The sequence below is a fragment of the Verrucomicrobiia bacterium genome (assembly GCA_035946615.1).
Classification (GTDB): domain Bacteria; phylum Verrucomicrobiota; class Verrucomicrobiia; order Limisphaerales; family UBA8199; genus DASYZB01.
On sequence record DASYZB010000114.1, the window covers coordinates 1 to 18,865 of the forward strand.

At 57.9% G+C, this 18,865-nt stretch carries 20 protein-coding genes and 1 tRNA gene; 7 read left to right on the forward strand and 14 right to left on the reverse strand.

Features of this window, described 5'->3' with window-relative positions:
- The first annotated feature begins 172 nt into the window (after nt 1–172).
- The 3 genes from VG146_16310 to VG146_16320 are packed head-to-tail and all read left to right on the forward strand — an operon-like array spanning nt 173 to nt 2,404.
- The gene (locus VG146_16310) at nt 173–637 is read left to right on the forward strand and encodes a hypothetical protein (protein HEV2393917.1); all 465 of its coding nucleotides are present in this window, start codon (nt 173–175) and stop codon (nt 635–637) included.
- Nucleotides 624–1,169 carry a prepilin-type N-terminal cleavage/methylation domain-containing protein gene (locus VG146_16315; GenBank protein ID HEV2393918.1) on the forward strand — a complete coding sequence of 182 codons (546 nt, stop codon included), beginning with the start codon at nt 624–626 and terminating at the stop codon, nt 1,167–1,169. The genes VG146_16310 and VG146_16315 overlap by 14 nt, the downstream gene beginning before the upstream one ends.
- A gap of 14 nt (nt 1,170–1,183) precedes the next feature.
- Nucleotides 1,184–2,404 (forward strand): hypothetical protein, encoded by a 1,221-nt coding sequence (locus VG146_16320; GenBank protein HEV2393919.1) that lies wholly within the window; start codon nt 1,184–1,186, stop codon nt 2,402–2,404.
- A gap of 602 nt (nt 2,405–3,006) precedes the next feature.
- Here VG146_16320 and VG146_16325 read toward each other — a convergent pair.
- From VG146_16325 to VG146_16335, 3 genes are read right to left on the reverse strand one after another with little or no spacing between them, the layout of a single operon-like run.
- Nucleotides 3,007–3,660 carry an HAD-IA family hydrolase gene (locus tag VG146_16325; GenBank protein HEV2393920.1) on the reverse strand — a complete coding sequence of 218 codons (654 nt, stop codon included), beginning with the start codon at nt 3,658–3,660 and terminating at the stop codon, nt 3,007–3,009.
- Nucleotides 3,657–4,667, reverse strand: a complete 1,011-nt coding sequence (locus VG146_16330) for a glycosyltransferase family 9 protein (protein HEV2393921.1) — start codon at nt 4,665–4,667, stop codon at nt 3,657–3,659. The genes VG146_16325 and VG146_16330 overlap by 4 nt, the downstream gene beginning before the upstream one ends.
- Nucleotides 4,668–5,219: a hypothetical protein gene (locus VG146_16335; protein ID HEV2393922.1), complete on the reverse strand. Its 552-nt coding sequence runs from the start codon at nt 5,217–5,219 to the stop codon at nt 4,668–4,670.
- A 144-nt stretch (nt 5,220–5,363) separates the two neighbouring features.
- Here VG146_16335 and VG146_16340 point away from each other — a divergent pair, with 144 nt between their 5' ends.
- From VG146_16340 to VG146_16355, 4 genes are all read left to right on the forward strand, one after another.
- Nucleotides 5,364–6,647, forward strand: coding sequence for a glutamate-5-semialdehyde dehydrogenase (locus tag VG146_16340; protein HEV2393923.1), 1,284 nt, complete (start codon nt 5,364–5,366; stop codon nt 6,645–6,647).
- A gap of 101 nt (nt 6,648–6,748) precedes the next feature.
- The gene (locus VG146_16345) at nt 6,749–8,107 is read left to right on the forward strand and encodes a hypothetical protein (protein ID HEV2393924.1); all 1,359 of its coding nucleotides are present in this window, start codon (nt 6,749–6,751) and stop codon (nt 8,105–8,107) included.
- A gap of 54 nt (nt 8,108–8,161) precedes the next feature.
- A complete protein-coding gene (locus VG146_16350; protein ID HEV2393925.1) occupies nt 8,162–8,776 on the forward strand; it encodes a MarC family protein in 615 nt (204 codons plus the stop codon).
- A 194-nt stretch (nt 8,777–8,970) separates the two neighbouring features.
- Nucleotides 8,971–9,047: transfer RNA gene (locus VG146_16355), tRNA-Met, on the forward strand.
- 13 nt (nt 9,048–9,060) lie between these two features.
- On the opposite strand, the gene VG146_16360 is transcribed toward VG146_16355, so the two are convergent.
- The 11 genes from VG146_16360 to VG146_16410 all read right to left on the reverse strand — a co-directional run bounded on the left by VG146_16360 (nt 9,061) and on the right by VG146_16410 (nt 18,721).
- Nucleotides 9,061–9,258 carry a type II toxin-antitoxin system HicA family toxin gene (locus tag VG146_16360; protein HEV2393926.1) on the reverse strand — a complete coding sequence of 66 codons (198 nt, stop codon included), beginning with the start codon at nt 9,256–9,258 and terminating at the stop codon, nt 9,061–9,063.
- Complete coding sequence (locus tag VG146_16365) at nt 9,255–9,461, reverse strand: type II toxin-antitoxin system HicB family antitoxin (GenBank protein HEV2393927.1); 207 nt, start codon at nt 9,459–9,461, stop codon at nt 9,255–9,257. The genes VG146_16360 and VG146_16365 overlap by 4 nt, the downstream gene beginning before the upstream one ends.
- Before the next feature lie 113 nt (nt 9,462–9,574).
- A complete protein-coding gene (locus tag VG146_16370) occupies nt 9,575–11,728 on the reverse strand; it encodes a prolyl oligopeptidase family serine peptidase (GenBank protein HEV2393928.1) in 2,154 nt (717 codons plus the stop codon).
- A gap of 123 nt (nt 11,729–11,851) precedes the next feature.
- Entirely contained in the window at nt 11,852–12,244 is a 393-nt protein-coding gene (locus VG146_16375) for a cytochrome C oxidase subunit IV family protein (GenBank protein ID HEV2393929.1), read from the reverse strand.
- Between the two features lie 7 nt (nt 12,245–12,251).
- Nucleotides 12,252–12,890, reverse strand: a complete 639-nt coding sequence (locus tag VG146_16380; GenBank protein ID HEV2393930.1) for a cytochrome c oxidase subunit 3 — start codon at nt 12,888–12,890, stop codon at nt 12,252–12,254.
- A complete protein-coding gene (gene ctaD, locus VG146_16385) occupies nt 12,883–14,544 on the reverse strand; it encodes a cytochrome c oxidase subunit I (GenBank protein ID HEV2393931.1) in 1,662 nt (553 codons plus the stop codon). The genes VG146_16380 and ctaD overlap by 8 nt, the downstream gene beginning before the upstream one ends.
- Nucleotides 14,545–14,553: 9 nt before the next feature.
- Nucleotides 14,554–15,498: a cytochrome c oxidase subunit II gene (gene coxB / locus VG146_16390; protein ID HEV2393932.1), complete on the reverse strand. Its 945-nt coding sequence runs from the start codon at nt 15,496–15,498 to the stop codon at nt 14,554–14,556.
- Complete coding sequence (locus VG146_16395) at nt 15,495–16,400, reverse strand: SCO family protein (GenBank protein HEV2393933.1); 906 nt, start codon at nt 16,398–16,400, stop codon at nt 15,495–15,497. Before VG146_16395 ends, coxB begins: the two co-directional genes overlap by 4 nt.
- Entirely contained in the window at nt 16,397–17,059 is a 663-nt protein-coding gene (locus VG146_16400; protein ID HEV2393934.1) for a hypothetical protein, read from the reverse strand. The genes VG146_16395 and VG146_16400 overlap by 4 nt, the downstream gene beginning before the upstream one ends.
- Nucleotides 17,049–18,275, reverse strand: a complete 1,227-nt coding sequence (locus VG146_16405; protein ID HEV2393935.1) for a hypothetical protein — start codon at nt 18,273–18,275, stop codon at nt 17,049–17,051. The genes VG146_16400 and VG146_16405 overlap by 11 nt, the downstream gene beginning before the upstream one ends.
- Nucleotides 18,272–18,721 carry a cytochrome c gene (locus VG146_16410; GenBank protein HEV2393936.1) on the reverse strand — a complete coding sequence of 150 codons (450 nt, stop codon included), beginning with the start codon at nt 18,719–18,721 and terminating at the stop codon, nt 18,272–18,274. The genes VG146_16405 and VG146_16410 overlap by 4 nt, the downstream gene beginning before the upstream one ends.
- Between the last annotated feature and the right edge of the window lie 144 nt (nt 18,722–18,865).

The window sequence follows — 18,865 nt, forward strand, 5'->3', positions numbered from 1 at the left end:
CGCCATTGATCAGACCGTGGAGAGCTTCCTCAGTGACGCCCTGCAAATCAGCCCGCACGCAGTCGCCGTTCAACTGAGAGCCGAAGAGCTAGGCTATTTGTGAGCCCGTTCGGGGCCTAAATTAGCGCCAAAATGTGAGTACCTAATAAAGAGAGAACTGGAAGAATCGCGTATGAGGGTTGCTGATAAAGCTACAGGAACCGCGGCGATGCAAGCCTTTACGCTCGCCGAGACGGTCATTGCGATGATGGTCCTGGGCCTGGTCTGCGCAGGGCTTTATGGGGGCATTTCACTCTCTTTTCAGAACGTGCAGTTGACTCGCGAGGATTTGCGGGCCACGCAGGTTCTGGTGCAGACGATGGAGGTGCTCCGGCTTTGTACCTGGTCGCAAAGCGACCCCAATACGGGTATTCTGCCCACTTCCTTCACAGTCCCGTATGACAACTCGGGTTCGACGAGCCTGGTTTACCAGGTAAACGTCACAATTGCCAACGCGCCGAACATCACTGAGGTTTATTCCAATGACTTAAGGTTGGTCACAATCCAGGCATCCTGGACCGATAACAGCATCCCGCGCACCCGGTCGATGAGCACGTACGTTGCAAAGGAAGGACTCCTCTGGTATGTCCCATATTAAGACTCAAGCCGGCTTTACGCTCGTCGAGATGATGGTGGCCGTTGGACTCGGCTCGCTAGTGATCCTGGCAGCGGTGGTCTTTTCGCTCTATGCCAGCCGCTCGTATGTTGCCATGACCAACTACGCGGACCTGGATGAGAAGGGCCAACTCGCTCTCGATGAGTTCACCCAACAGATTCGCCAGGTGCTTGGGGTCACCTCCTGCACCACCAACAATGGCGTCATCAATAGCCTGACCTTCAACGATTATGACGGCAACCCATTGACCTTTACCTACAATCCGTCAAGTAAAGAACTCTACCGGATTAAATCGGGTGTAACCAATGTTCTGCTGACCGGGTGCGATTCGCTCCAGTTCAACATCTATCAGCGGACGCCGCAACCGTACACGTTCGATGCCATCACCACCTCGGTGGTGACCAACTGCAAACTGGTCGAGGTGACCTGGAGCTGCTCGAGGAACGTTTTGCAAGGAGACAAGGCCAACACCCAAAGCGTGCAGTCTTCCAAGGTCGCTATCCGCTCAAACTAAAATAACTAAAATCTATGATTACAGAGCCATCCCAAAAGGAGTCCGGCAGCACATTGGTTCTAGCGTTGATCATTGTCGGCATCTCGTTCGTGGTTGTAGGCAGTTACGTGGGGCTAGCCCTGAATCGGAACAAAGTGGCCATGCACTCGATGGCGTGGAACCAGGCAATGGCCGTCGCCGAGGCTGGAGTCGAGGAGGGTTTGGCCCAAATCCAATACAGCATTACGCCGACAAATGGCTGGAGCGGAGCAGGCGGGGTCTATTCGCTCGCCAGGAACAGCCCATTCGGCGGAACCAACAGCCATTTCGCAGTCAACTTTACCTCGGCCGATCCCCCCGTGATCACTTCGACAGGGTACGTGCGGGCGCCGTTGCTCAGCGGCTACATCAAACGCGTCGTGCGGGTCACGACGGTGAAGGGCACCAATCAGTTCCCCTATGGCATCCGCGCAAAGGGCACTATCACCATCAGCGGCAGCTCGATATTGGATAGTTTCGACTCTTCGGATACGAACTACAGTATTAATGGCATGTACACTCCCCTCCGCCATAAGGACAACATCTACGTCGCCAGCCAGTCGGGCGCCTCGAAAGCGGTGCAGGTGGGCACGGGCAAAATATTTGGGTATGTTGAGACAAGCGCCGGGACGGTGACCGTCGGCTCGAGCGGGGTGGTCGGCGACAACAATTACGCCAGCAATTCGTTGAATGCGGGGACAATCCAAATGTCCCCCGTCTATCACGCTCTGACGAATTACAACAAGGACGTCGTGGATGTGAGTTTGCCATCGGGTATCCTGACCAATGCGCTATCCCCGCCGCTGCCCGGAACCCACTGGGTCAATGGCACCAATTATACCTATGCCCTCGGCAACGGCACCTATAACAATCTCGCCAGCCTCACCATCCCCGGCGGCGGGAGCATGGTCGTGACCGGCAATGCGACATTATATGTGCCTGGAAGTTTCACCCTCAGCGGGAGCGGTTTCGTTTATCTGGCCCCCGGCTCGACTTTTAGTCTCTACGTCGGCACCACCAATGTCAGCGGGAATGACTCGATCACTATCTCGGGTGGCGGAGTCGCTAATGGCACTGGCGTGGCATCCAGCTTCGCCGTTTTCGGTCTGCCATCGGTTAAGACAGCCACCTACTCGGGAAGCGCAGCGTTTATTGGCACCAGCGATGCGCCCGAAGCCAGCACGACGCTGAGCGGCAGCGCCATGGGCGTGGGGTAATTAGTTGCCAATAGCGTCACCCTAAGCGGCGGAATGAACTTTCATTACGATGAACACCTCGGCGGGACGCCCTACCCGAAGTACACCGTGAGTTCCTGGCGGGAGCTGTAGCACGTAGAAAACCGCTGGGGTCAGAACAGCCTGTTTTGAATTCCGGGCTCAATGCGAAGCCAACCCGCGGCTGGCTCTGGGTCCAAGCCACCGAAAACCACCTGCGATTACAAGTCCTCAAGCTTCCTCGAAGAAAACGTGATTTCGGGAGGTCACCCCTACGGGGTTTGGTGTTTTCAGGGCAGGGGCGTTACTATAAACGGGCCACCCCCTAGCGGGGGTTTTGGGACCAGGCGCCGCAAGTCCCCTTAAGTGCGCACATGGAAAAAGAACCCCTTTTCGGCTCCATCCTTCGTCATTGCTGAGCCGGAAACATGCAGAAAGAAACAGGAGGAAACGGAGGGAACGGAGATTTTTGAAGCACTTTTGTGGCAACGGAGGCAAAAACAGCGCCTCACCATTCAGTGAGCAGCCACAAGGATGCAAGACACAGTTTTGGCTTCGTGTTCACGCCTCTGTTTTCTCTGTTATCTCCTGTTCAAACTGAATCCTTACCAGCTAAGAACCTCAATTGAGACATCCCCGATTTTTTCACAGACTACATCCGCGGCGCGCAAGCGCTCTGCGGGAAACGTGTGCGCCACCGCAACACAACGCATTCCAGCCGCCTTGGCGGCCTCGACTCCGTTCACAGCGTCTTCGATAACCACACATTCCACAGGCGCCCGGTCCAGCTTGCGCGCGGCCAGCAGGAAAATGTCAGGCGCAGGTTTTTTTGCCGCAATCCCCTCCCCGGTCACCACGGCGTCCCACCACGTCATCGGCAAGCCAATCTGGTCGAGGTTTGCGGATACCTTTATGCGGTCGGCGCTTGACGCCACGGCCACTTGCAACCCCGCCCCTCGGCATTCCCGCACTAATTCCGCTGCTCCCGGAAAAGGCCGCAGTTGCCCCGGCACGAGCCCCAGGTAAATCTGATAGGTCCGTTTCTTGGCTGCCGGCAGGTTTAGCGCAAAATGGTATCTCTCTGCCACCCCTCCAATAAACCGGTCCTCGCCCGCGCCAACGAAGGGCAGGAAATCATCCGGCTGCACCACGAGGCCCAACTCGCGAAACATGGACATCGCGGCGCTTTTGATGAGCGGTTCGGAATCGGCCAGGACACCGTCCATGTCGAACACCACGGCACGAATTGCTCTGTTCATCGGATTTGGTTGAAGCGCACGGCCCAGAGGCGCTGCATTGTTTCGAACACCTTTCGCGTGGAGAGCCGGCCTAGCCCGCCCGGGTCCCGCACCAGCACGGCTTTCTCACTGGGCGGGCGCCAGACCTCTTCGGCCGTCTCTCCCCACAAAATAATTGCCGGCAACCCCACCGCTGCCGCCAGATGGGAAATCCCGGAATCATGTCCGATAAAGCCGGTGCTCGCGGCCAGCAGCCCTGCCAATTCGGCCAGTGGCAGGCTTTGCGCCACACGCGTCCTGAGCGGGGGCAGCGCGGCCCCCAACCGCTGCAATCGCTCTCCTTCCGCCTCACCGCCCACCAAATACAAATCAAAATCTGTCCCATGCACCACTTGTTCCAACAGCTCCGCCCATTTGGATTCGGGCCAGTTCTTGCGCTCTGCGCCGCTGCCCGGGTGCAAGGCCAATACTGGCCGCCGTTTCGGCCCGGCAACCTCCAAACCACACCCAGCCTTGTGCTGTTCCGCCTCTGTTCCACCTGCGCCAACCCCCACCCCGCGCCCCTCGCGGACATGCAGATGCGGAACGGAATCGGCGTCAAAAATCGCCAGCCTCTCGAGCGGTTTCAAAAACACCTTCACCGCGTGCATACGGGATTTCTCATCTGGCCGGTGCGGGCCCCAGATGAATTGGGCGGGCGAACATCGCGCGATATTCGCGCGGAAAATGCTGTCCGGGTCGTACAAATAGGAGACAATGATGTCGAACTCGGAAAAATAATACGCCAGGTCCTCAGCCAGGGGGCCGTTCCTGGCAAAAAAACCGGCCAGCGCCCGCGCCTCGATCGAGCGGGCGCAATCGACCAGCCCGCCGGCCACCGCCAACTGGATAATGTGCGGATAGCCCAGGACCTCGATGTATGCCTCTGGAAAATTGCGCCTCAGCGCCGCGATGGCCGGCAACGTTAATATAAAATCCCCTATCGCTCCCCCGCGTATGACCAGTATCTTGCCGCGAAAAGTGGTCACTCAAAATACAGTCAATCCCAGCACCGCCACAAGCAGACCAAAAACCAGGCGCACTCCGCACCCGACCTTGACCCGCTTCTCGTTGGCCGTGCCCCACTCGAGCAAGTCCCGCAGGCGCCACGGCGCCACCGTTAGCCACATCCCAACCCCGACCAGCACATACGCCCAGCACTGAATGACCAGCACCCAGGGCGTCTGCGTCAAATACGGCCTGCCCGAGTCCACCATCAACTTGCCCAGCAACAACAGCACCACCGCCAGGCCGCGCACGGCCAGGAAGTCCTGCACGAATAGACAGCTCCCGATACCCACGGCCGCAAAACCGGCCAGCAACAGGTTCTTGTATGTTGCAAAATCCGCTATTGATTCCTGGCTGAGGTTCCAGACAAACCAGGCCGTCCCCAGCAGCATTAAGAAATAGCCCCACGGCAGGGACCGGGGAAAGCGCCGCACGGCTGCAGACCACCCTGAGGGATTAACGATTCCATAGATTTGGGGAAGCCCCATCCCTAAGCCAAGCACCAGGGCAAGTATCGAGAGATTCAATGTCATTCAGCCAATTGGCCCCATAACATGGATAATCACAACCCAACACGCAAGTTAAACCCCAAAACCTTCACAGAACGTTTTGATTGGCCGAGGCATGCGTCCTGTTCTGCGCTGTTCAAATGAATTCCGATGGCTTACTGTTGGCCGATGACTTTGAGCGAACAAATGCGGCAGTTGGCCAGCCAGGCCAAGGCCGCCTCGCGGCAGGCAGCGGGGTTGACCACCCAGCAGAAGAATGCCTGTTTGCAGGCCATGGCGGCGGCGCTCGAACGGAACGAGAGCGCAATCCAGCAGGCCAACTCGCTCGATATGGAGGCCGCCCGCCGGGGTGGTTTAGCGGAAGCCATGCTCGATCGGCTCAGGCTCGATGAGAGGCGGGTCCGGTCGATGGCCAGGGGTCTGCGCGAGGTGGCGGCGTTGCCTGACCCGGTGGGGCGGGTCCTGGACGAACGGGTCAGGCCAAACGGCCTGCGCTTGGAGAAGGTGAGCACCCCGATTGGCGTGGTGGTCATCATCTACGAATCGCGCCCCAATGTGACCGCTGATGCGGCCAGCCTTTGCTTCAAGGCCGGCAACGCCACCATCCTGCGCGGAGGCAAAGAAGCCCTGAACTCCAACCAAACCATTGCTCACATTTTGAACGAGGCCGGCGCCCAAACGTTGCGCGATTTCCCTCAGGCAGCCATCCAGGTGGTGCCAATAGCCGACCGAGAGGCCATCCCCGAATTGCTCGCCCTGACACAATACGTTGATTTGTGCATCCCGCGAGGGGGTGAAGGGTTGATTCGGGCCGTGGCCGAGTGTTCGAAAGTGCCGGTGATTAAGCATTACAAAGGGGTCTGCCACGTTTATGTGGATGGCGATGCCGACCCGGAGATGGCTGAGGAGATTGCGCTCAATGCCAAAGTCCAGCGGCCGGCTGTATGCAACGCGATGGAGACCCTGCTGGTCGATAAGGCCATCGCGCCGAGTTTCCTGCCCGCCATTGCCAGGAGGCTGGTCGATAAAAAGGTCGAGCTGCGCTGCGATGCTGGCGCGCTTGAAATCCTTAAACCGGCATTCAACGGCAATTCAAAACTCAAGCTTGCGGCCGAGCAGGATTTTTTCACCGAGTACAATGATTTTATTCTCAATGTGCGCGTGGTAACTGGCGTCAAACAGGCCATCGAGCACGTCAACCATTATGGTTCGGCGCATTCCGACAGCATCGTGACCCGCAACGAAGGGCGCGCCCGGCAGTTCCTGGGCGAAGTCGATTCGGCTGCGGTGTATTGGAACGCCTCGACGCGCTTTACGGATGGGGGCGAGTTCGGCATGGGCGCCGAGATCGGCATTAGCACCGACAAGATCGGGGCCCGCGGGCCGATGGGCCTTGAAGAATTGACCAGCTATAAATGGCTGGGTATCGGGACCGGACAGGTGCGGACGTAGGGACTGATATTTCGCAGCACGGGCAAGCCGCAGCCAAAACGATCAGCCGCGAGAGAACGCAAAGAACGCAAAGATTACTCAGGATTCCACACCAGGAAACCGTGCAGACCGAGATATCAAATCAACCCTCGGAGGCCGACGCCGCCTGGTCGGTCCGCAAGGCGCTTCCGTCGGAAGGTCTGTTCGCCGGACATGAGTGGCGCATTTCGCCCGGCCCTTTCCCGCTCGACGCGCCTCTCGCGGGCGAGTTGGAATCGCTGGGGCGGGTGTTGCTTCAGTTTTACCGGGCTGTCAATTTGCTCTATAGGAAGAGCGCTGAGGGCAAGCAACCAGAGTGGGTGGCCGGCTGGCTGGACCAGGGGAAACCCACAGACCTCATCGCGCTTCAGCGGTCGGCTGCATTCAAGAACGATGTCCCGCGGGTCATCCGCCCCGATTTACTCCTGACAGAGCAGGGCCTGCGCGTTACCGAACTGGATTCGGTGCCCGGGGGCATTGGGCTGACCGCCTGGCTTAATCAGGTCTATTCCCAAATCAGCAACCAGGTTATCGGCGGCGCCAACGGCATGTTGCGCGGCTTCACAGCAATTTTCGGCCCCGCTCGCAACGTGCACCTCGTTGTTTCTGAGGAGGCGGCCACTTACCGGCCAGAAATGGAATGGATGGCCGGCCAATTGGAGCCGGCGAGGTTTAAGGTTCAAAACACTCGTTTCGAGGATTTCGCTGAGGGGGACGCCGTTTACCGGTTTTTCGAGTTATTCGATCTCGACCAAGTCCCCAATTCACAAAGAATCTTCGAACTCGCCGCTCAAAAGAGAATCCGCCTTACCCCGCCGCCCAAGCCGCTGTTTGAGGAGAAGATGCTTTTTGCGTTGCTTTGGAACCGGCATCTCGAAGGCTTCTGGCGTCAGGAATTGGGGGAGAGTTTTTTCCAGCGGATGCGGCGCCTGGCGCCTTACACATGGGTTGTCGATCCGAGTCCAATGCCACCGCAGGCCGCGGTTCCGGAATTAAACCTGACGGATTGGCGCCAACTCGAAACCCTCTCACACAAGGAGCGCGAACTCATCTTGAAGGTGTCCGGATTCTCGGCTCACGCCTGGGGCGCGCGCGGGGTGTATCTGGGCAGCGACCTGGCCCATAGCGACTGGGCGGCGGCGGTCCAGAAGGCCATCGCCGGCTTTGGCCGGTCGCCTTATGTGCTCCAGCGCTATCACAAACCGGGGCTGGTCGATGCGCAGTGGTTCGATTTTGATTCCAACCGCGTCGTGCCGATGAAAGGACGAGCGCGGCTTTGTCCTTATTATTTCGTAGTGGGCGAGGCCGATGCGGCGCGGGCGCAACTCGGGGGCGTGCTGGCGACCGTTTGCCCGGCCGATAAAAAGATTATCCATGGCATGACCGAGGCCATCTTTGCGCCCTGTTCGGCGCCAGGCCCGGCTAGAGAGGCCGCTGTGTAATCAAATGGCTTTCTTGAGAAGGGACCTGCGCTGAATCTACCTGAATACCTGCTGCTGGCGGCCAGCTCGCTGTTCGTCATCGTCGATCCGCTGGCGACGGTGCCGGCTTTCCTGGCCATGACTCCCACTGACACACCCCAGGCGCGGATCAAGATGGCGCGCCTGGCCTGTTGCGTCATGGCCGGTGTGCTGATTGCCTTCTCAATTGCCGGCAAATGGATTTTCAAATTCCTCGGCATCACCATGCCGGCCTTTCAAGTGGCCGCCAGCCTCATCCTGCTGCTGGTTGCCCTGGATATGCTGCGCGCTCAACGTTCGCGCGTGCAGGAGACCCACGAAGAAACGGCAGCCGGTGTGGAAAAGACTGACATCGCCGTGGCGCCTTTGGCCATCCCCATGCTGGCCGGCCCGGGGGCGATTTCAACGGCCATCCTGCTGCACAACCAGGCTGCCAATCTGGTCCAGCGCCTCGGGCTCTACGGGTGCATTCTCCTGGTCGCTTTCGCCTGTTATCTCATCTTCCGCATCTCGGCGCGCGGGGCCCAATGGCTCAGCCCCATAGCCATGAATATCACCGTGCGGATTATGGGCCTGCTGCTTTCGGCGGTGGCGATTCAATTCATGATTAACGCCATCGAGGAACTCAGGCCACTTTGGTCGAAAGGCTGATCTGCGTTTAACCTGGGAGGGGGCTCCTGTGAGTCCACATAACTAACCCGACTTTAGCAACTGGGCCTCAAAAATTGCCGTTTTTTGCGTCGAGTTGCTAAAGTCGGGCTAAAAGGGATACACAGTCGTTGGAGATTTCATAAAAAACCACTTGCGCCGCGCCAAACCTGAGGCATCATGAATTGCGCAAGGACCGCGGGGTGGAGCAGCCCGGTAGCTCGTCAGGCTCATAACCTGAAGGTCGCTGGTTCAAATCCAGCCCCCGCAACCATCTTAAAATGAACTTACCATGAAATCCCGGCGTCTTTGCCGATGCGGAGGGCCAATCCTGGTTTGATGGTCTGATTTCCGTGAACGGGCACGGCGATGATTTTGCGCTCGCCGGGTTTACCGAAAATGTGATGGCTGCCTTTGATGCGCTTGAGCGTCCAGCCCGCCTCGTTCAACAGCCGGCAGAGTTCCTTGCCGGTGATCGGCCTCATAGGGCAAGTTCGGCGACTTCCACTTCGGGGTCAGGTGAGCGGCCTTCCTCAGTCAGGACTTCGAGACAGCCGGCGGCGGCCTCGCGTAAGTTGGCGAGCAGTTCCTCCACTGTCTCGCCTTGGGAGTAACAGCCTGGCAGGGCAGGCACTTCCCCCCAGTAGCCGCCGGTTGGTTCAGGATGGATGACAGCTTTGAATGTCATAGGGTTAATCTAACGGTTTTCCAGCACGGCATCAAACCCTATCTCAAGCCTGTGCCGGTGAGTCTCCCGGCCTTACGGGTCGTTTCAAGAATCACAAGCCCATGCTCCTCGGCTCACTTTGGCAGATTGCCGTTCAGATCGAGCTCGTGAGCGAAAAAGAGGAGGGCATCGGCGGTGTTGCCAACACGTTGGCTGAACGAAGCAGTGACGCCATGGCCTTCGTTCATGCGCGTCAGCAGAAGGATCGGCTGATCGGAGGAGGTCGCAGCTTGAAGGGCGGCGGCAAACTTGCGGGACTGCCACGGCGCCACACGCGGGTCGTTCACACCCGTGACGAGCAGGACAGCCGGGTAGGCAACACCTGGTCTGACATGCTGCAAGGGAGAGTAGGCATAGAGCCATTCGAAATCCTGGTTCTTCGTCACGGTGCCATACTCGCTGATGTTGTAGCGGCCATTGGGCCAGAGCTCGGCCCGGAGCATGTCGTAAATCCCGACAAAGCTTACCACGGCGCGATATGCGTCCGGGTGCTGGGTGAGTTCGGCCCCCATCAGGAGGCCGCCATTCGAGCCGCCGAGGATGCCGAGATGAGCAGGGTCGGTCCAGTGCTTTTGAACCAACGCGCGCGCTGCGGCGTAGAAATCGTCGAAATCGTTCTGCTTGTTGCCCAGCATGCCGGCCTCGTGCCAACCCTCGCCGTAGGCACTGCCGCCGCGGATGTTAGCCAGCGCGTACACCCCGCCTCTCTCGAGCCAGGCTAGATCAGGCCCCATGAAATGCGGCGGCACCACGATGCCATAACCACCATAACCATAGAGAATTGCCGGACGCCTTCCATCCGGTTTTATCCCCGCCATTGCGACGACGGTGACCGGGATGCGGGTGCCGTCCTTGGAAAGGGCCGTCAGCCGGAAGGTGCGAAGGCGCGAGTAGTCGGCTGCGGGTTGGACGGAGAAGATGGTTCTGAGCGTGCCGTGCCGGGTGTCGAATTGGCCCCAGCGGTTTGGAAATTTCCAACCCGAATAGGAAACCAGGGCAACGGGCGATTGGCTCGAAGCGGCTATGGCGCCGATCCCGATACCGTTCCTTGGCAGCGGAACACGGCGCACGAAGCTGCCGTCGGCATTATACTGGTCGAGCCGCCAGTCTGGTCCGGCTACCCACACGATTAGAAAGCCGCCTTTGACGGCATAAACGGCATGCATCGCCTCCCCGCCTTGTGGCACCAAAGTGGTCACGCCACCCCCAGGGTTAATGGCAAGGAGTTTGCCCCGCGGCGCATCCTGGTAAGAGATGACGAGGAGGCGGTCCTCCAACCAGGTCGCTGCGCCGCCCTCCGTAACGGCGTCCTCGGCTGCGCGCACGTTGGCCTCGGGGCCGAGCACTTCCTGCCATGCGCCAGGTGTGCGCAGATACACAAGGGCGGGATTGCCATCTCCGAAATGCACCATCATCGCGGTATGGTGGCCCAGACTGGAGAGCGTAAAGGAATATTCTGCGACCGGAGAGAGGTCCTTTCCGAAGGAGAGGGCGTCATCGCTGGATGGAGCGCCAAGCGCGTGATGAAAGAGCGCGGCGTAAAACTGCTCGTCTTTGGCTGGAACCGTGCCGGGCAAAGGCAGGCGCACATAGACAAAGCCCTTGCTGTCGGCGTCCCAAGCCACGCCCTGAGGGGTAGTGCCGCCCCCAGCGTACGGCAGGCTGTCGGAGAGGGGCTTGCCCGTGGCGACCTCAACGACGTGGAGCGTGGTCGCCTCGCTTCCTCCCTCGGCAGTGCCGAAGGCAACGAACTGCCCGTCTGGCGAGGGCCAGTAGCCGGTGATGGCAACACCGGGCGTTTGGTTCGGGTCCACCAGGACCTTCGCCTCACCCTTGGGCCAGCTTTGGGAAACGAGCACTGGCTGTGGCTGCGGGGGGGTCTGTTGGAAAAAGAGCAGCCGGCCAGCAACCAACTCCGGTTGCGAACGCTGTGTGGAGGTTAGTGACAGAGCCTGAACCCGCTTGGCGATCGCTGCGCCCTGGGGAAAGCTTGAGAGGGCGCGCTCGGTGTAAGTGTTCTGAGCTTCGATCCACTGCTTCACGTCGGGAGCATCGGCAGACTCCAGCCAACGGTACGGGTCGGGCACGTTCACTCCCCAGTAAGTTTCGACAGTGTCATCCTTCTTTGTAGCGGGCGGCTGGTTTGGCGCAGACGCAGGCGCTTCGGCCGCGGCGATGATTCGGCAGGCAACTCCCAAAACCACAAGCAACTCACAAAAGTCTCTCATTTGCCAGAGTCCCTATGACATGGATGGTGAAGGCTGGCGGAGGCGGACGCTTCTGCCGGCTCCGTCACTATATGCAGTATTAACCCTCATGCGCGCGGAACGCAAGTGAACGCACGCGCGATTTTATTTTGCCGGTCCCGGAGGCGAAGGCTGGCCAAGGGCTGGCTGTTCTTTTGTGGGCGCCGGCCAGGCGCCGTGTTCCCAACTTTTGCGCAGCATGCCAGGGACACTGCCGCGCGTGAGATAATCGCTCAAGGTCAGATCGAACATAATGATCAGCCAGATAAAACCGGCGGCCGCGAAAACCCACGTTAAGGGCGGATTAAAGCGCACGTGCATGAGGAATAGCAGCATCAGGAGCATTTGGACAACGGGTATGGCCAGGGTGGCAACCAGGTTAAAGGGGCCGAGGTCAAGTTGCGCCAGGCCCCAGTTGAGCAGCAGCAACAACAACAAAACTATCCAAACCCAAACATAGGTTTTGGGCGAAACGATCGGCGGATTGAGCGGTGTCATATTCTCTTCAGTGACGATTGATTAAGTAGAATAGCGCGTATAACCAGACCCAGATCACATCTACAAAATGCCAGTAGAGCCCCGAAATGATGACCGGATTATGATAAGCTGCGGAGAATTTCTCCCGCCATGCCATCCAGGCGACCACCGCCAGCACGCCAATGCCAACAGCCAAATGCAGCGAGTGAACGCCCGTCATCATCCAGTAAAGGAACCAAAAGATTTGCGCTTGCGCCGGCAATTCATGGGTGAAGTGCCGGCCCGGAACCAGGTGTTCGTGAATGTCACTTTTGTATTCGAGCCCCTTAACGGCCAAAAAGCAGCAGCCCAGGAACATCGTTAAGAGCAACAACCCGATGAGGGGCCGGTTACGTCCGCGTTGGGCGGCGTGGATGGCGAGTGACATGGTGAAACTACTGGTCAATAACAAAGCCGTGTTGATGGTGCCATGAATTATCTTTGCATGCCGGCCGGCCTCGGCAAAGGCCTCGAAGTAGGTGTGCCGATAGATGATGTAGCTCAGGAACAACGCGCCAAAGAAAAGGATTTCGGTCGCCAGGAAGGTCCACATGCCGAGCGTGGAGGCCTCCAACTGCTGGGGCAAGTCGTCGAATTGCTCGGCTACAGTCGCGTGCGCGTCACCCATGGACCAGTTCCTCCTCAATCTCCGGCGAATATTGATATGGATCACGGGTAACAATGGGCGTTTGAGCAAAATTATGCTTCGGCGGCGGCGAGGGTGTCTGCCACTCGAGGCCGGTCGCTCTCCACGGATTGGGTGGCGCTTTTTTGCCGTGTTTCAACGACCAAATCAGATAGATCAGCGGCAGCAGGTAACCGACCCCCAGGATCGAGGCCCCGGCACTCGACATGACATTGAACACCTGAAACTCCGGAGCATAGGCATGGTAGCGGCGAGGCATCCCAAGGTATCCGACGACGTACTGGGGGAGGAATGTGACATTGAACCCTATAAAAATGATGAGGGCAGCCAGCCGGCCCAAATTTTCCGGGTAGAGACGCCCGGTGATTTTTGGCCACCAGTAATGAAGTCCAGCCAGGAACCCGGTTACCATTCCTCCGACCATAATGTAATGGAAATGGGCTACGACAAAGTATGTATCGGTTACATGGACATCAAACCCGAGCGCGGCCAGGAACAGGCCGGTCAATCCGCCTATCGTGAACAGGCCGATAAATGCAAAGGCATAAAGCATCGGTGTGTCGAGATAAATCCGCCCACGGTAGAGAGTCATTGTCCAATTGAAGACCTTGATAGCTGATGGCGCCGCCACCAAATAGCTCAGGAGCGAAAAAACCAGCCCCGCATAAACCGACTGGCTGCTGACAAACATGTGATGGCCCCAAACAAAAAAGCCAATCAGGGCGATGGCGACGCTGGAGAAGGCAACAAAGTGGTAGCCGAAAATCGGTTTGCGCGCAAAACAAGCGATCACCTCGCTCACAACGCCCATGCCCGGCAGAATCATGATATAGACCGCTGGGTGCGAATAGAACCAGAACAGGTGTTGAAACAGCACTGGGTCTCCCCCGAGCTTGGGGTCAAAGATGCCCACGCCCCAGATTCTTTCCGCCGCAACCAGCACCAATGTCATCGCCAGCACCGGCGTGGCCATAACGAGAATGACGCTGGTGGCATACGTGGACCAAAGGAAAAGCGGCAGCCTGAACCAGGTCAATCCGGGGGCGCGCAGCTTGTGGATGCTGACGATGAAATTCAAACCGGTGAGGATCGAACTGAATCCAGCGACGAATATCCCGGCAACCATCGTGACGACGTGGGTGTTGGAGAAGGCGCTGCTATAGGGCTCGTAAAATGTCCATCCGGTATCGACTCCGCCGAAAGCGATGGAATAGATGGCAAGCAAACCGCCGATGATAAATAGATACCAACTCAGCAGATTCAACCGTGGAAACGCCAGGTCCCGCGCCCCAATCATCATCGGAACAACGAAGTTCCCAAGAACCGAGGGGATGGAGGGGATGAGAAAGAACCACACCATCGTGACGCCGTGGATGGTAAAAAGCTTGTTGTAGGTTTCGGAAGAGACCATGTCCCCTGGCGGGGTGACCAGTTCCATGCGCATCATGGCGGCGGCAACGGCGGCGATCGTAAAAAAGAACACAATCGAGTAGAGATAGAGAATCCCGATGCGCTTGTGATCGGTCGTCAGCAGCCAGGAACCAAGCGTCCGCCCGCCCTCCTCGAAGTAGGTGAGGAGGCGCTGCGGCGGTTTTGGAATTTCAAGCGTGTCGGTTTGCGGCAGCGTGGCGCTCATGGATGGTCCTCACGGTTTGATGCTGGGGCTTTGAGTCCCGAGACTCTTGATATAGGCGATGAGTTGCAGCAGTTGTTCCTCACTGACTTTCTTGTTAAACGAAGGCATGTCGTTGGTGTAGCCCCCTACGATCTGTTTTGCCGGAAACAAAATCGAATCGCGGATATACCCCTCATCCGCTGTCACCACCTCGCGGTCATTTAAAGGGACGGGTTTTCCGAAAAGCCCCTCGAGAGGCGGGGCGCGAACAAGGGACTGGCCCATATGACAACCGCTGCAGCCCAACTCGCGAAACAACTGCCCGCCCGACTGAACCATAGAGCTTTGCGGCCGGCCTCGGGTCAGCCAGTCCTGGTAATCGGCAGGGCTCATGACGATGACCTGGCCCACCATGTGCGAGTGTGAGGTGCCGCAATACTCGGAACAGAAGATATGGTAGGTGCCGATCTTATCCGGCTGGAACCATTCGGTGGTATAGCGTCCCGGCACAACATCCTGTTTGACACGAAACTCGGGTAAAAAGAAACTGTGAATCACATCCTGCGACGTCATCGTCAGCTTCACCATGCGCCCCACCGGGACATGCAACTGATCTATCTCGCGTTTGCCCTCCGGATGCTGGATTTTCCACATCCATTGCTTGCCAACGACGTAGATTGGCATCGAGTTAGGCGGCGGGCGCTCGATAAGGAAGTAGTTCCGCGCGCCCCAGGTATAAAAGCACATAAAAACGAGCATCGGAATAATCGTCCAGGTAACTTCCATTTTGACCTCGGGCAAGTGGAGTTGCCGCCGGTCTGCCGGTTTGCCATTGCGGTACTTAATGATGAAATAGATCATCGGGACAAACACGACCAGACACACAGCGGCGCTGAGGCAAAGCAAGCCCCAGTAGAGATTGTCGGTGCGCTCGGCCACTTTCGAGGCCTGCTCTGGGAAGATGGGGAATGTCATGGGGAGCCTTCGGCGGCGGTGGTGTGCGGAGATTCTGATGTGTGCCTTAAATGGGCTGAAACGGCTGGCAGAGGCGCAGTCGCCACCGAATTTGTTTTGCCAACCGGCGCGCGACAGATCAGGAGGACAACCAACGCAAAAAGACCCAGGATCGTTGCGATGCCGAGCACGCGCAGAATGACGATGATCGAGCGGCTGTACTTGCCGGTGATTGGGTTGTAATGAAAGCACAGCAGAATCAACTGTTGAATAGGCGAACCGACCTGCTTGTAAGAGGCATCCTTCAAGGCGCCATAGAGGTCCTTCGGCGCAAAGGTGACTCCGAATAAGTACTTCGAGATAGTGCCGTCGGGTGTCAGGATTACCAATCCGCTTGGATGCGCGAATTCTTTCGAGACGGGATCATAGACATACCGGAATCCGACCTCGCCGGCCAATTGCCGGATGGCGGGTTCGTTTCCCGTTAAAAAATGCCAGCCCAGGGCTGCGCCGGAACGGCCATAACGCTTGGTATAGGTGCGTTTTTTGGCGGCGGCAAGCGCTGGGGTCTCGCTTGGGTTAATGCTCACATCCACCACCTCAAACTCGCGACCAATGCTCCAACGCATATCGGCTGCGCTTTCCACCATCCCGTTCAGCACCAAGGTGCAGAGCATCGGGCACTTGTAATAACCTAGAACGAGCAGCACCGGTTTTTGGCCGAAGTATTGACCCAACTGAATAGGGGTTCCTTGCTCGTCGCGGAAGGGCAGGTTCAAGGAAATGCGAGCGTCCAGCTTTTGGTCGAAACGGATTTGAGCCAGATCATCATCGGAGAGTGTTTTAGCCCAAGCGGCAGCGGAAAATAACGCCAGGATTACAAGCAGAAAAGCGAGTTTCGGGCGTTGCGTTCTGTTTTTCATTTCTCTCCTTGGATTTCCGGCTGGTGGTGATTGGCGCGTTGTTGCATTAACTGATAAGTGGATGGACCGAGCTGGCTCTGATTGTTGCTGGCCCGCGCCGGCAGGCCTTCCTGCAATACCAGGTCCATGGCCCGTTCAATGGGAATGCGCACGATTCCCGAGGTGCGATTGATCCAGCCGTAACTGTGAAGCTCCGCATCCTCAGCCGCCCAAAACATTTTCAGGTCAGCCGGCGGCGAAACCTGAAGCGTAGGAAAGGCCGGCAGAGCCGGGGCGGTGAGCGCTACGCGCGCAATAGGACTCCAACGGTCCGTGGGCGGCGGCCCCTGCTTGAGCATGCTCAAAAACCAGGCGAGAATCCCGTGCATCCCCAGCCCGCACACCAAAAGGAAGAGGACGACGGCGAAAATCCATTTGGCATTTGCATCCCGCCGCTCGTGGTCTCTAATGGGCACGGCGGGGGCAGCTTTTTCTCCTGCGGCCAGGGCGGATTGGGACGTAACAGCCTTTGTTCTGTTGGAGAGCAACCGTCTCACCACAGCGCCAAGGATGGCCGCCAATCCAGCCAGCCCGAGAAGCCATTTACCTCCGCTTTCGCCGGTCGCCTTCTTGGGCGGGTTGTGCTCGGAATGAGATTGAGGCTCTGGATCAGTGGCCATATTTGAAGGCAAATTGGAGTCCCGGATCACGTTGCGGCAGCAGTGGCGCGGCTCTCAACCGTGAGATAAAGAAGGCAATCCAAAGGCCCCCTATTCCAATGGGGGCCGTGAAGTCCAGCCAACTAATCTCCAGCCCGCCCTGGTGAAAGGCGGGCACCACCAGCCAATAAATCGCAACGATATGCGCCAAAAACAGAACGGCGGCCAGACTGGTAATAGGCACGACATGCTTTTTGACGGCTCGGAACAAGAGGAGGTAGAAGGGCAGGAAAAAATGAAAAAGGCCCAAAGCAACCACAATCAGTTTCCAATTACCCGCAATCCGGTGCAGGTACCAATCCAACTCGTCCGGTTTATCGCCGGAATAGACAATCAAGAGCTGGCCGAAGGAGACGTAGGTCCAAAACATGACAAAGGCCAGAAGCAGGTTGCCCAATTGATGATATTGGCTTTTGTTAACCACTTGGCTCAGGGGCGCGTACGGGCTGCAAAGGGTCAGCAGGAGGACAGAGAAGGCGTAGGCAACCAGGATTTGGCCGATAATGATAATCACGGCGAACATGGTGGAGTACCAGTGGATTTCCAGGGACATGACCCAATCCACACACGCAAAGGTCCCCAGCAGGCCATAGATGACAATGCCGGGACCGCTGAGGATGCGCGCCCTGCGGGTTGGGGCGGCATCGGTGGTGGCATCCTGCTGGAGCGACCACCGGCGCAAGAGTTGGCTCATGCAAATCCAAACACCAAGGAAGAAAACCGTCCGCGCAATATAAGCCCACCAGTTTTCATAGACGTGCCTTTGGCGCAGCACTTTTTCCACCGCCACTTGCTCCGGGCGCGCCCAGGGGTAGAGCGTGTGCAACCCAAAAAAGATCGGAACGAAAAGCACCAGCATCAGCGGCAGGACCATAAAACCGGCTTCCAAAAAGCGGCGAGCTGGATAACCCCAGCGGCCTCCGGTGAGGGTGTGGATCATCGTTACGAGAAAGCAACCCAATGACAAGCCCAGCCAGAACAGGTATCCAAAGAGATAGGAAAAGAAAAACTGGGACCGATCGGAAAAGGCCCCGTAAGCAGTAGCCCCAAGCGCCACCAGGCCGGCAATCAGCGCGGTGAGTTGAATGCCGCTGAGGCGCGCTTCCAGGAGCTGGTCCATGGCAACGGGGAACTTTGCTCCCTCGATTTTGAGATCCGCGGCGAGTCCTTCGGTCATTTTACCTCCTTCAGTCCAGCCCGTTGCTGAGGCGGCACCTCGGCCAGGGTTGCGTCATGGCTCTTCTGCAAGGCGCGGATATAAGCGGCAATGGCCCAGCGATCGGCCGGTTCGACTCGCGCCGCGTAGGAGTACATGATGCCGTAGCCTTGAGTGATGACATCGAAAAAATGACCAACCGGCGCCTGTCTGAGCCGATCGATATGATAGGAGGGGGGCGCGGGAAACCCGCGCTGAACAACTATGCCGTTGCCATCACCCGTGCGCCCATGACAAGGCGAGCAATAGATGTCAAATCGCTCCCGGCCCCGTTCAAGCACTTGCCGGGTGATTGGATAGGGAAAGGTTTCGACCAGGTTGGTGCCAATCTTGCCTGTGTAAAACGCCTCGTCTGCGTCCAAATGCCCGCGAGCCACCGTGTGAGCTACCAGGGGGCGTGAGGCCATATGATTGTCCTGGAAAAAATCACTCGGTTCGAGTGGTTTGCTGAATGGCTGGTGAAACATATCCCTCCGGCAACCAGCAGTCAGTCCGATGACTGTGATTAACCCCAGGAGTCTCAGCCAATCAGGCTTGAAAAGAAACCTGGG

Coding starts and splice junctions, on each gene's coding strand:
- ctaD (HEV2393931.1), bottom strand. CDS start 14,544: ATGAGCGCCACGCTGCCGCAAACCGACACGCTTGAAATTCCAAAACCG.
- VG146_16340 (HEV2393923.1), top strand. CDS start 5,364: ATGACTTTGAGCGAACAAATGCGGCAGTTGGCCAGCCAGGCCAAGGCC.
- VG146_16405 (HEV2393935.1), bottom strand. CDS start 18,275: ATGACCGAAGGACTCGCCGCGGATCTCAAAATCGAGGGAGCAAAGTTC.
- VG146_16310 (HEV2393917.1), top strand. CDS start 173: ATGAGGGTTGCTGATAAAGCTACAGGAACCGCGGCGATGCAAGCCTTT.
- VG146_16325 (HEV2393920.1), bottom strand. CDS start 3,660: ATGAACAGAGCAATTCGTGCCGTGGTGTTCGACATGGACGGTGTCCTG.
- VG146_16315 (HEV2393918.1), top strand. CDS start 624: ATGTCCCATATTAAGACTCAAGCCGGCTTTACGCTCGTCGAGATGATG.
- VG146_16395 (HEV2393933.1), bottom strand. CDS start 16,400: ATGAAAAACAGAACGCAACGCCCGAAACTCGCTTTTCTGCTTGTAATC.
- VG146_16400 (HEV2393934.1), bottom strand. CDS start 17,059: ATGGCCACTGATCCAGAGCCTCAATCTCATTCCGAGCACAACCCGCCC.
- VG146_16335 (HEV2393922.1), bottom strand. CDS start 5,219: ATGACATTGAATCTCTCGATACTTGCCCTGGTGCTTGGCTTAGGGATG.
- VG146_16360 (HEV2393926.1), bottom strand. CDS start 9,258: ATGAGGCCGATCACCGGCAAGGAACTCTGCCGGCTGTTGAACGAGGCG.
- VG146_16370 (HEV2393928.1), bottom strand. CDS start 11,728: ATGAGAGACTTTTGTGAGTTGCTTGTGGTTTTGGGAGTTGCCTGCCGA.
- VG146_16320 (HEV2393919.1), top strand. CDS start 1,184: ATGATTACAGAGCCATCCCAAAAGGAGTCCGGCAGCACATTGGTTCTA.
- VG146_16410 (HEV2393936.1), bottom strand. CDS start 18,721: ATGGCCTCACGCCCCCTGGTAGCTCACACGGTGGCTCGCGGGCATTTG.
- coxB (HEV2393932.1), bottom strand. CDS start 15,498: ATGACATTCCCCATCTTCCCAGAGCAGGCCTCGAAAGTGGCCGAGCGC.
- VG146_16375 (HEV2393929.1), bottom strand. CDS start 12,244: ATGACACCGCTCAATCCGCCGATCGTTTCGCCCAAAACCTATGTTTGG.
- VG146_16380 (HEV2393930.1), bottom strand. CDS start 12,890: ATGGGTGACGCGCACGCGACTGTAGCCGAGCAATTCGACGACTTGCCC.
- VG146_16365 (HEV2393927.1), bottom strand. CDS start 9,461: ATGACATTCAAAGCTGTCATCCATCCTGAACCAACCGGCGGCTACTGG.